This window comes from Pseudomonas sp. TH41 (assembly GCF_016650695.1).
In the GTDB taxonomy this organism is placed as follows: Bacteria; Pseudomonadota; Gammaproteobacteria; order Pseudomonadales; family Pseudomonadaceae; genus Aquipseudomonas.
Genome location: NZ_JAEKFH010000003.1, coordinates 629,646 through 644,562 on the forward strand (window position 1 = coordinate 629,646; position 14,917 = coordinate 644,562).

Below are 14,917 nucleotides of genomic sequence, written 5' to 3' on the forward strand. Positions count from 1 at the left end.
GCTCGCGAAGAGGCCAGTGCTGTCAACGCAAGGCCAACAGCCCCTGCACCAGCGGTTCCAGTTCCAGATCGTTAACGGCTTTGACTTGCTCGATCATCGCCACCGGCCAACTTTCCAGTCCCAGGCAGGCCCCGAGCATGGCGCCGAGTATCGCCGCGATGGTGTCCGTGTCGCCGCCTAAACTCGCGGCCATGCACAGCGCTTCGAAGGCGTTCATTTCGCCGATGGCCACGTGTTGGGCCAAAGCAAACGAGACGACGACCGATTCCTGGGAGGCCACCGAGGTGCCAATCACGTCGTACATCAGGTCCGCCAGTAATGCCTTGTCGCTGTCGACGCTGAGGGTCCGCGCCCAACTGATACGCGAGGCGATGCGTCCGCCTGCGACCCAGTGGCCATGGCTTTCAGCTTGCTCAGCGATTTGCTGACCGAGGTTTAACGCCGCGCCCAGGTCCATGCCGTTGATGCCGGCCGAGACCACGGCCGCCACCGCCGCCGCGCTGGAAATACCCAGCGTGGTGTTGTGAGTGACCTGGCAGGCCTGCACCACCGCGTTAATGAAGCGTTCAGGATCGGCGATATCCGCCGCAATCCCGACCGGTGTGATGCGCATCGCCGCGCCATTGGTGGTGCCGTAGCGTCCCGCGTCTTCCGGCGAATGACCGGCGAGAATCATCTCGATCGCGTGTTTGGTCGAAGGACCGAGCAAGTCTTGCGAGCCCTTGGCCTGCATCCCGGCTTCCCATTCGATCAGCCGTTGGGCGAGCACTGACGGTTCGATCCGGCCCGCGCCGTCGATCAATAACTGACCGACCAGAATCGCCTGTTCGGTGTCGTCGGTGATCGAGCCTTTGGGCATGTTGGCCGCAATGGGTTGATCCGGGCCGGCATCTTCGAGCCCGCTGATCTCACCGAAGCGTGCCTTGATTTCGGCGCGACTCAGGGATTGCGTCGGCATGCCCAGCGCATCCCCCAGCGCCAATCCGTAGAACGCGCCGAGGGCACGATTGAGCGCGGTCACTGTGACGTTCCAAATTGCAGGTGCAGTCGGAAGTGCACAGGGTCGAGCAAGCTTTCGACCTGCTCCATGAAGCGGTTTTTTCGGTCATAGGTGGTGCGCAAGGCTTTGAGAAATACCGTGCCGACCGGGCGACCGAGCAGCTTGGCGTCTTCGGTATTCAAGGGTTCGGCGCCGATCCATTGATCGCCGCGCTCACCAATGTAGCCGTAGGCGGCCAGGGTAATGGTCAGGGAATTATCGATCAGACCGACACGCGGCAGGCTTTCCAGACCTCCGGTGGCAGGCATCAACGAGCGTTCGAGGGAGACCAGCGTGCCGTCGTTGGAGCGGCGGCGACGGTCAAGGGTGATGAACTGATCGGTGCCGAAACGCGACAGCAGGTCAGGACGGGTGACCGCCTCCAGCCGCAGCACTTCGGTATTGATCAGCGCCCCACTGTCGGCCAGCGCCTGAGCCCAACCGTTGCGCTGGTCGAGCACCACACCGTCGAACGTGACAATGGAACCGACACCGCTTTGGGTCGCGATGTAGTGGCGCCGTTTCAGTTCGGCCAGGGCTTCACGCAGCGTGCCTCGGCTGACTTTGAACTCTTGAGCCAACTGATGCTCGCCCGGCAACAACAAGCCGTCCTCCATGAGGCCGCTTTCGATGCGCCGGATGAGTTCGTCGACCACCCGTTGTTTCTTGTCAAATCGTACCTGTCTAATCATGTACAGCGTGATAACCGAAACGAGATGGGCCGAGCAAGAGGTATTTAAGGGATGTGACCGAAGGGGCGGGATCAAAGCCCCCTCCTACATTAGATTTGTGATCAATTACGGCTCAAGACCGATGGGAAAAAACTCACCACCGCTCCACACACCCAACCAGCGCTGCCCGTCGATTTCCCGGGTCACGGCCAGCTCCACCAGCTGGTAGAACACGTTACGATGAATAAGGGCTTCGAGGTTGGTACGCACATGCACATAGGGTGCAGGTTCTTGCGTCACTGGATCGATCACCACGCGAATGGGGTGTTCGACGCCTGCTTCGGCCGTCTCGTCGACATTCGTGGTGAAGCGCAAGCGCTGCGCTTCACCCTCGCCTTCAACGTCCACGGCAATCGCCACAAAGGGCGCATCGTCGACCTTGATACCGACTTTCTCGACCGGGGTGATCAGGAAGTAATCATCGCCATCGCGGCGAATAATGGTGGAGAACAGCTTGACCATCGGCTTGCGCCCGATCGGCGTACCCAGGTAGAACCAGGTGCCATCGCGGGCGATGCGCATGTCGATGTCGCCGCAGAAGTCAGGGTTCCACAGGTGGACCGGCGGCAAGCCTTTGGTTTTGGGGATTTGCCCCAACAAGTCGATGGCTTTTTCCGGACCGCTCATGCTGCTCTCCTTTGAGTTATTGGTCGCTGAGGCCCAGCAGGCTGCGTGCGTATTGCGCCAGCGGCGGGCCCATCAGGTCTTCTGGTTTGGTGTCGTGGAACGTCAGTAAACCGCCACGACTCTTGATACGCGCAGTATCAATCAAATACTGGGTGCTGGTCTCGATCAACATGATCTGAATCACGCCGCTGTCGATCCCGAGGCGATCCACGGCTTCCTGATCCAGCCATTCGTCCGAGTTGCCGATACGGTCATCGGACTTGGCAAAACGGGTGTAGAGCAAGTAATGCGCACCGGCAGCACGGGCTTCACTCATGGCTTGGTCGAGGCCTTCCGGCGTTTGCGCGCGGCGGACCATCGGGAAGTATTCGACAAAGCCATCGAACGCGACTTCGGCGATCACGTTCGGTCGCGGGTAGATGACACTGCCCGGCGGAACGAAGGCACCCTGGGCGATGTAGACGAACGAGTCCGGCTGGATACGGAGATTGTTTACGCGGCGACTGTCGCTGTGATCCAGCAGCCCTGCGTCGCTCATATGGTAGCGAGTCCCTTCAGCCAGATCGCTGACATTCATGCAGCCACCAAGCGCCAAAATGGCCAGCAGCAAAACCAGGCTACGCATCCTACCCTCCAGAGGCCGGTGACGGAAAACCGGCGAATGGCCATGGAATGCAGCTTCCGCGCCAGCTCAGGAGAAACACAACCTTGTAGCAGCTGCCGAGCCTGCGAGGCTGCGTTCGGCTGCGAAGCAGTCGTGAAATCAGGCGATGCAGTGTTTCAGGAAGACCGCGCGTTCAGATTTTACGACTGCTGCGCAGCCGAACGCAGCCCTGCAGGCTCGGCAGCTGCTACTAGTCTTGCTTAACCGCCGATGATCTTCATGATGGTCGCGCCACCGGAGAACGCCACTTCCTGCTTGTCGCCCAAGGCTTTCACCAAGAGTCGTTGCAAGGCCGGCAGCGCCTGATGACGAGGCTTGTCCAACAAATCGCCGACATAGTGACGATTGCTCGACGACAGGCAGCCATGCAGCCAGCCCGTTGATGACAAACGCAGCCGCGAGCAGGTGCGGCAGAAGGGAACGCTTTCGTTGGCGATCACACCGAAGTGGCCCTGCCCCGGAATTTCGTAGCGCACCGCTGTCGCGTCGACAGGCGCATCGGCTTGAAGATACTCGTAGCGCTCGCCAATCAGGCTCAGCAACTGCTGAAGGCTGACGAATTGCTGGAGGAAGGCATTGGAGTCGCTGGCCAGGTGGCCCATGCGCATCAACTCGATGAAACGAAGCTCATAGCCGCGCTCCAGACAGTAATCGAGCAGCGGCATCACCTGATCGAGGTTCTGTCCGCGCAACGGGACCATGTTGACCTTGATCTTGAGGCCGGCTGCGCTGGCCTGGTCCATGCCGTCGAGCACGGTCGCCAGGTCACCGCCGCGAGCAATGCTGCGGAACGCACTGGCATCCAGGGTATCGAGGGAAACATTGATGCGACGAATGCCGGCATTCACCAGCAGGGGCAGTTTTTTCGCCAGCAGCTGACCATTGGTGGTCAGACTGATGTCGTCCAGGCCCATCTGCCCGACGGAGTTCATGAAGGTTTCGAGTTTGGGACTGACCAGCGGCTCGCCACCCGTGATACGCAAGCGTTCAATGCCGGCGGCTTCGATCAAATACGCCACACCGCGCGCCATGGCTTCGGCTGACAATTCATCCTGCGCAGCCACCAGTCGCTTGCCGTTGGGCACGCAATAGGTGCAAGCGTAATTGCAGGCTGAGGTCAGACTGATTCGCAAATTGCGAAAACGCCTGCCTTGACGGTCAACGATCATGGATCACTCCGGCGATAGAAAATTCGAACCCGCAAAACTTGACTCACAAATCAAGTTTTAGCAAGTCCCATGCCTGAGTATATTCCTGCGGTCACGCGCCATGTAGCGAAAACATTGCGCAATCAAACAGCTGAATGGCTCAGCTGCTCGGGGTGTCGGTATCGCGCTTGCGCTTGTTGCCCATGCGCACGCCGATGTCCATCAGAAACTGGAAGAAGCCTTCCTGATCTTCCAGCACATTGCTCCAGAATGGCGAGTGATACAGCGCGACGGCGCCATGCACCAGCGCCCAGGATGCGCAGTAATGGAAGTAAGGCGGCACGTCTTCGAGCTTGCCTTCACTGATACGACCCTTGATCAGCAGGGTCAGGCGCTCGAAATTCGAGGCACGAATCTTGTGCAGTTCCTCGACCATCTCCGGCACCTGGTTGCCCTTGACCACCTTTTCTTCCAGGCGATCGAACAACCGATAGCGTTGTGGGTCGCGCATGCGGAATTCGAAGTAGGCCCGGGACAGCGCTTCCTTGTCCTTGTCGACATCGGCCGAATGCAACAGCTCATTCAGATCGCGCTCGTAATCGAGCATCAGGCGCAGGTAGATCTCGGCCTTGGATTTGAAGTGCTTGTAGATCGTGCCTTTGCCGATACCGACGGCATCAGCAATCATCTCGACGGTGACACTGTCTTCACCTTGGTCGAGGAACAGCTTGAGCGCGGTATCGAGAATTTCTTGCTCGCGGCGACGAAACTCACGGACCTTACGAGGTTCTTTATGCATAAGAAAAGGTCTGTAGGGGTCAAAATTCGAAGCCGCGTATTATGCCTAACTTGCGCAAAAATGCACGGATCATCCGACCATATATGTGTTTCTTGATGAATTCCGACAGGGTCGTGAGTTGATGAGAACTCTTCCGAAGCGGCTGTATTCCAAAATTGTTTAAAAACCGGGGCCGGTAAACTGGACTCGGCGCAATACTGATCAATACTTGAACTGTCGGCGGGACATCTCCCCCAAGTGTTACGCCGATATTGGTACCAACGGACCGCGTACCATTGTTTTACTCCTAATGGTCTTAACCCGGATTCACCCCCCAGAACCCGGGTTTTTTTTGCCTGCGATTCAGGCGACCAAAGCCCTCGTAGGAGCTGCCGCAGGCTGCGATCTTTCCCGGCGTTACGCCGATGCTCTGACGTGCGCCAACGGAAACAATCGCTTGAAGTTCTCGGTGGTCTGCTCGGCAAACCGCTCGTAGGACTCACCGCGCAGCATCGCCAGGAATTCTGCCACTTCCCGCACATATTGCGGCAGGTTCGGCTTTCCACGATGCGGGATCGGTGCAAGGTAGGGCGAATCGGTCTCCACCAACAGGCGATCAGCGGGCACTTTGCTGGCGACATCGCGTAACGCATCGGCATTGCGAAAAGTGACAATGCCGGACAGGGAAATGTAGTACCCCATATCCAGTGCAGCCTTGGCCATTTCCCAGTCTTCAGTGAAGCAATGCAGCACGCCCGCCTGCGGCAGCGCAGCTTCACGCAAGAGGCTCAATGTGTCGGCGCGGGCGCCACGGGTGTGGATGATCACCGGCTTGCCTGTCTGCTGCGCCGCTTGCAGGTGCAGGCGAAACGACGCCTGCTGCAATTCCGCTGCTTCCGGCTCGTAGTGATAATCCAGGCCGGTTTCACCAATCGCCACCACTCGCGGATGATTAAGCTCCTGCAATAGCCAATCCAGTGCCGGCGCGGCACCCGGTTGAACGTCCAGTGGATGCACGCCAACCGAGCAGTCGACGTCGTCGTAACGCTCGGCCAGGGCTTTGACGTCGGCGGCGTTATCGACGCTGACACCGATGCACAGAAAGTGCCCTACCCCGCGCTGACGCGCCGCATCAAGGGCAGCGTCCAGGGAGCCGTCGTGGGCGGCGAGGTCAAGGCGATCAAGGTGACAATGGGAATCTACGAGCATAAAAGGGCTGCAACTTACATCGTATGAGTGGGACGGTCGGATTTCAGGGCTCCGGCCAGATGGGTTTCGATTCGACTGCGCGCGGTGTTGTCGCCTTCATTGAACTGCACGCCGACCCCGGCGGCCCGGTTACCTTGAGCACCTTTAGGGGTGATCCAGGCCACCTTGCCGGCGACCGGAATCTTTTCGGCGTCATCCATCAGGTTCAGTAGCATGAATACCTCATCGCCCAACGTGTAGCTTTTGTTGGTCGGAATAAACAGGCCACCGTTCCTGATGAACGGCATGTAGGCCGCGTAAAGCACGGACGTGTCCTTGATGGTCAGAGACAAAATGCCGTTACGCGGTCCCGGATTGACGACTTCATTCATGCTGACCTCCACTGCTGACGCTCAGAGTCTAGGCTCAGGCGGTCACTTCTGGGTAGGTAAACCCGCCCACTGCACCAACAACGCCTCCAGCAACAGCACCCGATTCAGGTTGGCTTTGCTCATGACTTTTTGGCGTTGGGCGAGGATCCAGTCCTGAATAGACAGGACTTTGTCCTGACTGGTTTTCTGCGCCAGGTACTGAATCACCTTGCGCATGTCCGCCAGCCCCAACCCTTCTTCATCCTGGGTCAGCTGATAGCGCAGGATCAGGCTCGACCAGTCGCAGAACCAGTCGAACAACAGCAACAACGGAATCGCATTCCAGCCTTCAGCCAATTGAGTCGGCGATTGCTGCTGTTTGAGCAACTTCTTCACGCCATCGACGACCAGCGCACGCTGTTCGCGCACGCCCTGAGTCTGCAAACTGACCGCAGCCAGTGGCGAGCCGGCAGCCAGGGTCAACAATTCGATGCGCTCTTCTTCCGAACAGTCCGGCAAAGCCTTTGCCAGCCAGGCAAGACTCATGGCCTCGCCGGGCAGTGGGCAAGCCTGCTGCACGCAACGGCTCTTGATGGTCGGCAACAGTCGACTGGTCTGGTGGCTGACCAACAGCAAAACGGTATCGCCAGAAGGTTCTTCAAGGCTTTTGAGCAAGGCGTTGGCGGCGTTGATGTTCATCGACTCGGCCGGCTCGATCAGCACCACTTTGCGGCCGCCCATCTGCGAGGTCTGGACCACGAAGCTGACCAGATCACGAACCTGATCGACCTTGATCGCCTTATCGGCTTCTTCCGGCTCCAGAATGTAATTGTCGGGATGACTACCAGCCTTCAGCAACAGGCAGGATTTGCATTCGCCGCAGGCGTCCTGCGCGGTCGGACGCTGGCACAGCAAACTGGCCATCAACCGTTCGGCCAACGCTCGCTTGCCAATCCCGGCCGGGCCGTGCAGCAGATAGGCATGAGCATGTTGCTTGCGGCCCGCCAACTGCTGCCAGAGACTGTCCTGCCACGGATAGGCTTCAGCCACGAGTCAGCTCCAGCAGACGCGGCAGCAAGGCATCCAGAGACAGCTGAACCTGCGCCAGCGGTTGGGCGGCATCGACCAGGACATAACGCGCAGGATCCGCTTCAGCGCGTTTGAGGAAGGCACTGCGCACAGCATCAAAAAAGGTTCGGCCTTCGAGTTCGAAGCGGTCCAGCCGTCCGCGAGCACTCGCCCGGGCCAGCCCCACTTCCACCGGCAGATCAAAGATCAACGTCAGGTCCGGGCGCAGATCACCCTGGACAAATGTTTCCAGCGCCGCGATGCGCTCCAGCGACAAACCGCGGCCACCGCCCTGATAGGCATAAGTCGAATCGGTAAAACGATCACACAGCACGACCGCGCCACGCGCCAGTGCCGGGCGAATCACCTCGGCCAGATGCTGGGCTCGTGCGGCGAACACCAACAGCAACTCCGTGTCCGGATTCATCACTTCGTCGACCGGCGCCAGCAGCACCTCGCGGATCCGCTCGGCCAACGGTGTACCGCCCGGCTCGCGGGTCAGCACCACCTCGATACCGGCAGCGCGCAGGCGCTCGGCCAGGTACTCGCGGTTGGTGCTCTTGCCGGCTCCTTCCGGGCCTTCCAGGGTAATAAACAAGCCAGTCACAGGCAGTCCTTAATCAGAGTCATTGCGGGCTTTGCGGCGCGGTTGCATCCGGTTCAGGCACGGGTGCGGGTGCGGGTGCGGGTGCAGCTGAAGGAGCAGGTGCAGGTGCAGGTGCAGCCGCGGGTTCTTGCGGCACGACCGGTGGTAGTTCTTCGGGCGCAATGTCAGGCGAAGCCGCAGGAATCGATTCCTGAGCTTCCTGAGCGTCCGGCGCCTCTGGCGCAGTCGCAGGCGCCGGGCTGGAACGGTAATCGGCGCGACGCTTGAGCTGGAACTCACGCACCGCATTGTTGTGTGCATCCAGGTCATCGGAGAACACGTGGCTGCCATCACCGCGAGCAACAAAGTAGAGGCTGTTGCCGGCGACCGGATTCAGCGCCGCATGAATGGCTTCACGACCGACCATAGCAATCGGCGTCGGTGGCAAACCAGAAATCATGTAGGTGTTGTAAGGCGTCGGTTCCTTGAGGTGAGCGCGGGTCAACTTGCCGCTGTAACGGTCACCGAGGCCGTAGATCACCGTCGGATCGGTCTGCAGCAACATGCCAATCGCCATGCGCCGCACAAAGACGCCAGCAATTTGTCCGCGCTCTTGTGGCACACCGGTTTCCTTTTCCACCAGCGACGCCATGATCAACGCTTGATACGGTTCGGTGTACGGTGCGTCAGGGGCGCGCTGATCCCATTCCTTGGCGAGGACCTCGTCGAGGCGATCGTACGCTTTTTTCAGCAGATCGACGTCGGTCATGCCACGCACGAAGCGGTAGGTATCCGGGAAGAATCGCCCTTCCGGAAAGATTCCGGTGTGGCCCAGCTTGTTCATCACTTCGCTATCGCTCAAGCCGTTCAGCGTCTGCTCAAGTTTTTCATCCTTGGCCAGCGCCGCACGCACCTGATGGAAATTCCAGCCCTCGACCAGGGTCAGGCTGTACTGAACCATTTCCCCGCGCTTCCACAAGTCGATCAGGCCTTCGACGGTCATGCCGGGCTGCATGCGGTACTCGCCACTGTGCAACGGTTGTTTGCCCAGATTGAAGCGCCAATACACGCGCAGCCAAAAAGCGTCCTTGATGACGCCTTTGGCTTCGAGTCGATAGAAGGTGCGGGTGGGTGTCGTGCCTTTCGGCACATTCAGCAGTTCTTCCTGGGCGATGTTCAGCGGCTGTTCCAGCGCTGAATGGATCTTCCAGGCCGAAGCGCCCAGACACAGCCCCGCCAAAACCAATCCGGTTTCCAGCAGCAGCAAGAATTTACGTCTCACGTATCAAGCATCCAGTAGCGCGCGGGCAATGATTTGGAGTTTACGGGTGAGCGGCCCAACCGGCCAGCTCAGTGCGGCATACGCGCGTACAGGCCAGACGCCATACACGCTGTTGCAGACAAAGACCTCATCCGCCCATTGCAGCTGTTCGAGGGTGATGTCGGTGATTTGCGTGGGGATCCCCAAGGACTCGGCTTGAAACAATAATTCAGCACGCATCACGCCTGCCACGCCGCAGCGTTTGAGATCGGCAGTGATCAACACGCCATCGCGCACCAGGAACAGATTACTGAACACGCCTTCGATCACGCGCCCGGCCTGATCGAGCATCAAGCCTTCGGCGTGCTCGGTGTCCTGCCATTCGGAACGGGCAATCACTTGCTCAAGCCGATTGAGATGCTTGAGGCCGGCGAGCAGTGGTTGTCTGGAAAGTCGTGTCGCACACGGAAACAGACGAACGCCCTGCTCCGCGTGAATAGCAGGATAAGCGACCGGAGGATTGCCCTGCAGAATACGGCGCGCTTGTGCCGAGGGATCCGGCGCGTATCCGCGCAGGCTGTCGCCGCGTGTGACGATGAGCTTGAGCACACCCTCACCCAACACCGCGGCATAGGCCTGCAGTTCACTGCGGATCAACGGGTGATCGGCAGTGATTGCCAGCCGCGAGCAGCCATCTGTCAGACGCGACAGATGCCGGTCCAGCAACAGCGGCTGCCCGCCACGCACAGCAATGGTCTCAAATAGACCATCGCCGTAAGCCAGGCCGCGATCCTTCAGCGACAACGTGTCAGCCGGCTGACCGTCGACCCAGCTGTCCATCAGTCAGCGAACCGACGGAACACCAGCGAGCCGTTGGTACCACCAAATCCGAAGGAGTTGGACAGCACCACATCGATATCCATGTTGCGCGCAGTGTGCGGCACGAAATCGAGGTCGCAACCTTCGTCCGGCTCATCGAGGTTGATGGTCGGTGGCGCCACCTGGCTGTTGATCGCCAGCACGCTGAAGATCGCTTCGACCGCGCCCGCCGCACCCAACAGGTGGCCGGTCATGGATTTGGTCGAACTGACGGCCAGTTTATACGCGTGATCACCGAACACCGACTTGATCGCACAGGCTTCCGCAAGGTCGCCGGCCGATGTCGAAGTGCCGTGGGCGTTGACGTACTGAACCTGATCGCCATTGATCTTCGCATCGCGCAGGGCATTGGTGATGCAGCGTGCAGCACCGGCACCATCGGCGGGTGGCGAAGTCATGTGGTAGGCGTCGCCACTGGTGCCGAAGCCGATCAGCTCGGCGTAGATGGTCGCGCCGCGAGCCTTGGCGTGCTCCAGCTCTTCAAGAACCAGTGCGCCAGCACCGTCCGACAACACGAAGCCATCACGGCCCTTGTCCCAGGGACGGCTGGCGCGGGTTGGCTCGTCGTTACGGGTCGACAGCGCGCGGGAGGCACCGAAGCCGCCCATGCCGAGGCCGCACGCGGCCATCTCGGCACCGCCGGCAATCATCACGTCGGCTTCGTCGTACATGATGTTGCGTGCCGCCATGCCGATGCAGTGCGTACCGGTGGTACACGCGGTGGCGATGGCGTAGTTAGGTCCCTGTGCACCCAAGTGGATGGACAGAAAACCGGAAATCATATTGATGATCGAGCCAGGCACGAAAAACGGAGAAATCCGTCGTGGGCCGGAATCATGCAGGGTGCGGCTGGTTTCTTCGATATTGGTCAGTCCGCCAATACCTGAACCCATGGCCACGCCGATGCGCTCACGGTTGGCGTCGGTGACTTCCAGACCGGAGTTGCGCACAGCCTGAAAACCTGCGGCCAGACCGTACTGAATGAACAGGTCGAGCTTGCGAGCTTCCTTGACCGACAGGTATTCCTCGACATTGAAGCCCTTTACCGAGCCGCCAAAACGGGTGGAATAGGCAGAAAGGTCGGTGTGTTCGATCAGACCAATGCCACTGCGGCCAGCCAGAATGCCCTGCCAACTGCTCGGCACATCCGTGCCCAGTGGCGACAACATACCCATACCGGTGACTACGACGCGTCTACGCGACACAGCACTCTCCTTTTTCAAATGACGACTTTGCATCAGGCCTAAAGAAAAAACCGCACGCCGTAATGGCAGTGCGGTTTTTCCATGACAGCAAGCAACGATTACAAGCTATTAAGCCTGATGGTTAGTAACGTAATCGATTGCGGCTTGTACAGTAGTGATCTTCTCAGCTTCTTCGTCAGGGATTTCGGTCTCGAATTCCTCTTCCAGAGCCATCACCAGCTCAACGGTGTCAAGGGAGTCGGCACCCAGGTCTTCGACGAAGGAAGCAGTGTTGACCACTTCTTCTTCTTTAACGCCCAGTTGCTCAGCAACGATTTTCTTGACGCGCTCTTCGATGGTGCTCATACCTTGTTTTCACTCCTAATGGACAAATTCAGGCAGCTGGCCAGTGGGTAAGTGTATAGAAAGACTTTTCAGTTTTTCAACTGAAAGCTTCACTCCTCAAACCCTGTAGCCCTCTGCCTATAAATAGATTGCAGCTTTATAACGGATTTTAGACAGCTCGTATGACATTTTTTTGAAGCAACCCGTCACATTTAACTCATGTACATCCCGCCGTTCACCGGGATTGTAGCCCCAGTAACGTAAGCCGCACCGTCGGACGCAAGAAAAGCGACCACAGACGCGATCTCTTGTGCTTGTCCCAGACGGCCCAGCGGAATTTGCGTCTGCAAGGCTTCACGCTGTGCCTCGGGCAGTTCACGGGTCATATCGGTGTCGATGAACCCTGGGGCCACCGAGTTTACCGTAATCGAACGCGAACCGACTTCACGCGCCAGTGCACGGCTGAAACCTTCCAGACCGGCCTTGGCGGCAGCGTAGTTTACTTGGCCTGCGTTGCCCATGGCACCCACAACCGAGCCAATACTGATAATTCGTCCCCAACGGGCTTTGGTCATACCGCGCAAAACGCCCTTTGACAGGCGGAACAGACTGTTCAGGTTGGTATCGACGACGTCATGCCACTCGTCGTCTTTCATGCGCATCATCAGGTTATCGCGGGTGATACCGGCATTGTTGACCAGGATCGCCGGCGCACCGAACTGTTCCTGAATGCTCGCCAGAACGGTCGCCACGGACTCGTCGCTGGTGACATTGAGTTCCAGGCCAGTGCCTTGAATACCGTTTTCTTTCAGGGTAGCGGCGATGCGCTCAGCACCCGAGGCGGACGTCGCGGTGCCGATGACGATGGCACCCTGACGACCCAGTTCCAGGGCGATAGCCTGGCCGATACCGCGGCTCGCACCGGTGACCAGTGCAACTTTACCTTGCAGACTCATGCAAGCTTCTCCTGATTCAGACCAGCGCTGCACGGGCGGCAGCGAACGCGTCTGGGGTATTAAGGTTGGATGTCGACACGCCTTCGGCGCAACGCTTGTTCAGACCGGCCAGCACTTTGCCCGGGCCGCATTCTACCAATTGGGTCGCGCCCTTGGCGGCTAGCGCCTGGACCGACTCAACCCAGCGTACAGGCTTGTAGAGCTGCTCAAGCAGATCGCGCTTGAGAGTTTCCAGATCGGCCGGCACGTTGGCGCTCACGTTTTGTACCACAGGAATCTGCGGAGTTTGCCAGTCAATCGCAGCAATCGATTCGGCAAAACGCTCGGCCGCCGGACGCATCAGTTCGCAATGGGACGGCACACTGACCGGCAACGGCATGGCGCGCTTGGCACCACGCGCCTTGCAGCCTTCGATGGCGCGTTCGACCGCAGCCTTGGCACCGGCGATGACCACTTGGCCAGGGGAGTTGAAGTTAACCGCGCTGACCACTTCGCCTTGCGCTGCTTCGGCGCAGGCCGCCAGCACGTCGGCATCGTCCAGGCCGAGGATAGCGGCCATGCCGCCCTGCCCGGCCGGAACGGCTTCTTGCATCAGCTGACCGCGACGCTCAACCAGCTTCACCGCGTCGCCCAGACTCAGGCTGCCCGCCGCGACCAGGGCGCTGTATTCGCCCAGGCTGTGACCGGCAACGTAAGCCGGACGCGCACCGCCTTCCGCCAGCCACAGACGCCACAAAGCGATCGAGGCGGTCAGAATGGCCGGTTGGGTTTTATCGGTTTGATTGAGTTGCTCTTCCGGCCCTTGCTGGGTCAGTGCCCACAGGTCGTAACCCAGTGCTTCGGAAGCTTCTTTGAATGTTTCGAGGACAACCGGATGTTGCGCGCCCAACTCGGCCAGCATGCCGAGGGACTGCGAACCCTGTCCCGGAAAGACGAATGCGAGGGAAGCAGACATGTAACAAGCCCCTAATGATCTTGTCGTCGGAGAATTGACGTCCCGCCTGAGGGACGCAAGAAACTGACAGTTGGATGGCCAATTGAATTGAGCGGTCACATTTAAGCATTGTCCGACGAAAACGCCTAAAGCAACAAATCCTCCAGACGACCGTGAATCCGTTCCGGCAGGTTTTCCTGTATCTCGATCAACGCTCGCGAGATCGCACTCTGAAACCCTTGAACCCCGGCTGAGCCATGGCTTTTCACCACAATTCCCTGCAACCCGAGAAAACTTGCGCCGTTGTGCCGTGCAGGCGCCAAGTCGGCTTGCAGACGCTTCATTAGCGGTAACGCCAGCGCCCCAACCATTCTCGACCCGACACTCTTCTTGAACAGCGCTTCTATGCGCCCGGCAATCATGGTCGCCAGGCCTTCGCTGGACTTGAGCAGAATATTGCCGACAAAACCGTCGCACACCACCACATCCGCTTCGCCACGGTACAGACCGTCACCTTCGACAAAACCGATGTAGTTGATGCCACGGGCAGCCTGCAACAACGTGGCCGCCAGCTTGACCTGCTGATTGCCCTTGATGTCTTCGGTGCCGATGTTCAGCAGCGCCACGCGCGGACGCACAATGCCGAGGGTTTCTGCCGCCACCGAGCCCATCACCGCAAATTGCAGCAAATGCTCGGCACTGCAATCAACGTTGGCGCCCAGATCAAGTAATTGGCAGTAGCCCTTCTGCGTCGGAATCGCCGCCACCATCGCTGGCCTGTCAATGCCCGGCAAGGTCTTGAGCACAAACCGCGACAACGCCATCAATGCACCGGTATTACCGGCGCTGACGCAGGCCTGGACCTTGCCATCACGCAGCAACTCAAGCGCCACGCGCATCGACGAATCGGGCTTGCCACGCAAGGCCTGGGCAGGCTTCTCGTCCATGGTGATAAATTCGGACGCCGGCGTAATCGACAGGCGCGAGCGATCCACAGCCGATTGGCCGCTGAGCAATTCTTCAAGAAGAGAGGGTTGACCGACGAGGGTCAGGTGCAGCGAGGGTGTAGCAGACAGACAAGCAAGGCTGGCCTGAACAATGCTGCGGGGACCGAAGTCCCCGCCCATTGCGTCAATCGCGATGACTTGAGCAGACAAG

At 59.1% G+C, this 14,917-nt stretch carries 17 protein-coding genes; all 17 read right to left on the reverse strand.

Annotated features, from left to right (window positions below; all coding sequences use genetic code 11):
• Positions 1-22: 22 nt before the first annotated feature.
• A complete protein-coding gene (locus tag JFU37_RS05555) occupies positions 23-1,021 on the reverse strand; it encodes an ADP-ribosylglycohydrolase family protein (RefSeq protein ID WP_201113778.1) in 999 nt (332 codons plus the stop codon).
• Positions 1,018-1,731: a GntR family transcriptional regulator gene (locus tag JFU37_RS05560; RefSeq protein WP_201113780.1), complete on the reverse strand. Its 714-nt coding sequence runs from the start codon at positions 1,729-1,731 to the stop codon at positions 1,018-1,020. The genes JFU37_RS05555 and JFU37_RS05560 overlap by 4 nt, the downstream gene beginning before the upstream one ends.
• 105 nt (positions 1,732-1,836) lie before the next feature.
• Positions 1,837-2,397: a DUF1285 domain-containing protein gene (locus JFU37_RS05565; protein WP_201113788.1), complete on the reverse strand. Its 561-nt coding sequence runs from the start codon at positions 2,395-2,397 to the stop codon at positions 1,837-1,839.
• 16 nt (positions 2,398-2,413) lie between these two features.
• Positions 2,414-3,022, reverse strand: a complete 609-nt coding sequence (locus tag JFU37_RS05570; RefSeq protein WP_201113790.1) for a DUF4823 domain-containing protein — start codon at positions 3,020-3,022, stop codon at positions 2,414-2,416.
• A gap of 239 nt (positions 3,023-3,261) precedes the next feature.
• Complete coding sequence (locus JFU37_RS05575) at positions 3,262-4,230, reverse strand: GTP 3',8-cyclase MoaA (protein WP_201113799.1); 969 nt, start codon at positions 4,228-4,230, stop codon at positions 3,262-3,264.
• Between the two features lie 139 nt (positions 4,231-4,369).
• The gene (locus JFU37_RS05580) at positions 4,370-5,008 is read right to left on the reverse strand and encodes a TetR/AcrR family transcriptional regulator (protein WP_008152317.1); all 639 of its coding nucleotides are present in this window, start codon (positions 5,006-5,008) and stop codon (positions 4,370-4,372) included.
• Between the two features lie 396 nt (positions 5,009-5,404).
• Complete coding sequence (locus JFU37_RS05585) at positions 5,405-6,196, reverse strand: TatD family hydrolase (RefSeq protein ID WP_201113801.1); 792 nt, start codon at positions 6,194-6,196, stop codon at positions 5,405-5,407.
• 14 nt (positions 6,197-6,210) lie between these two features.
• Positions 6,211-6,567 (reverse strand): PilZ domain-containing protein, encoded by a 357-nt coding sequence (locus tag JFU37_RS05590; protein WP_201113808.1) that lies wholly within the window; start codon positions 6,565-6,567, stop codon positions 6,211-6,213.
• 42 nt (positions 6,568-6,609) lie between these two features.
• Positions 6,610-7,596, reverse strand: coding sequence for a DNA polymerase III subunit delta' (locus tag JFU37_RS05595; RefSeq protein WP_201113810.1), 987 nt, complete (start codon positions 7,594-7,596; stop codon positions 6,610-6,612).
• Positions 7,589-8,221 carry a dTMP kinase gene (gene tmk / locus JFU37_RS05600; RefSeq protein WP_201113812.1) on the reverse strand — a complete coding sequence of 211 codons (633 nt, stop codon included), beginning with the start codon at positions 8,219-8,221 and terminating at the stop codon, positions 7,589-7,591. Before tmk ends, JFU37_RS05595 begins: the two co-directional genes overlap by 8 nt.
• A gap of 19 nt (positions 8,222-8,240) precedes the next feature.
• Positions 8,241-9,482 carry an endolytic transglycosylase MltG gene (mltG, locus tag JFU37_RS05605; RefSeq protein ID WP_201113813.1) on the reverse strand — a complete coding sequence of 414 codons (1,242 nt, stop codon included), beginning with the start codon at positions 9,480-9,482 and terminating at the stop codon, positions 8,241-8,243.
• A 3-nt stretch (positions 9,483-9,485) separates the two neighbouring features.
• The gene (pabC, locus tag JFU37_RS05610) at positions 9,486-10,301 is read right to left on the reverse strand and encodes an aminodeoxychorismate lyase (protein ID WP_201113815.1); all 816 of its coding nucleotides are present in this window, start codon (positions 10,299-10,301) and stop codon (positions 9,486-9,488) included.
• Positions 10,301-11,545, reverse strand: a complete 1,245-nt coding sequence (gene fabF, locus JFU37_RS05615) for a beta-ketoacyl-ACP synthase II (protein ID WP_033056953.1) — start codon at positions 11,543-11,545, stop codon at positions 10,301-10,303. Before fabF ends, pabC begins: the two co-directional genes overlap by 1 nt.
• 108 nt (positions 11,546-11,653) lie before the next feature.
• A complete protein-coding gene (gene acpP / locus JFU37_RS05620) occupies positions 11,654-11,890 on the reverse strand; it encodes an acyl carrier protein (protein WP_003442511.1) in 237 nt (78 codons plus the stop codon).
• 191 nt (positions 11,891-12,081) lie between these two features.
• A complete protein-coding gene (gene fabG / locus JFU37_RS05625) occupies positions 12,082-12,825 on the reverse strand; it encodes a 3-oxoacyl-ACP reductase FabG (RefSeq protein ID WP_201113817.1) in 744 nt (247 codons plus the stop codon).
• 16 nt (positions 12,826-12,841) lie between these two features.
• Positions 12,842-13,780: an ACP S-malonyltransferase gene (gene fabD, locus JFU37_RS05630; protein ID WP_201113819.1), complete on the reverse strand. Its 939-nt coding sequence runs from the start codon at positions 13,778-13,780 to the stop codon at positions 12,842-12,844.
• A gap of 125 nt (positions 13,781-13,905) precedes the next feature.
• Positions 13,906-14,916 (reverse strand): phosphate acyltransferase PlsX, encoded by a 1,011-nt coding sequence (gene plsX, locus JFU37_RS05635; protein ID WP_201113821.1) that lies wholly within the window; start codon positions 14,914-14,916, stop codon positions 13,906-13,908.
• Between the last annotated feature and the right edge of the window lies 1 nt (position 14,917).

Coding starts and splice junctions, on each gene's coding strand:
- JFU37_RS05560 (WP_201113780.1), bottom strand. CDS start 1,731: ATGATTAGACAGGTACGATTTGACAAGAAACAACGGGTGGTCGACGAA.
- JFU37_RS05565 (WP_201113788.1), bottom strand. CDS start 2,397: ATGAGCGGTCCGGAAAAAGCCATCGACTTGTTGGGGCAAATCCCCAAA.
- JFU37_RS05570 (WP_201113790.1), bottom strand. CDS start 3,022: ATGCGTAGCCTGGTTTTGCTGCTGGCCATTTTGGCGCTTGGTGGCTGC.
- JFU37_RS05575 (WP_201113799.1), bottom strand. CDS start 4,230: ATGATCGTTGACCGTCAAGGCAGGCGTTTTCGCAATTTGCGAATCAGT.
- JFU37_RS05580 (WP_008152317.1), bottom strand. CDS start 5,008: ATGCATAAAGAACCTCGTAAGGTCCGTGAGTTTCGTCGCCGCGAGCAA.
- JFU37_RS05585 (WP_201113801.1), bottom strand. CDS start 6,196: ATGCTCGTAGATTCCCATTGTCACCTTGATCGCCTTGACCTCGCCGCC.
- JFU37_RS05590 (WP_201113808.1), bottom strand. CDS start 6,567: ATGAATGAAGTCGTCAATCCGGGACCGCGTAACGGCATTTTGTCTCTG.
- pabC (WP_201113815.1), bottom strand. CDS start 10,301: ATGGACAGCTGGGTCGACGGTCAGCCGGCTGACACGTTGTCGCTGAAG.
- acpP (WP_003442511.1), bottom strand. CDS start 11,890: ATGAGCACCATCGAAGAGCGCGTCAAGAAAATCGTTGCTGAGCAACTG.
- fabG (WP_201113817.1), bottom strand. CDS start 12,825: ATGAGTCTGCAAGGTAAAGTTGCACTGGTCACCGGTGCGAGCCGCGGT.
- fabD (WP_201113819.1), bottom strand. CDS start 13,780: ATGTCTGCTTCCCTCGCATTCGTCTTTCCGGGACAGGGTTCGCAGTCC.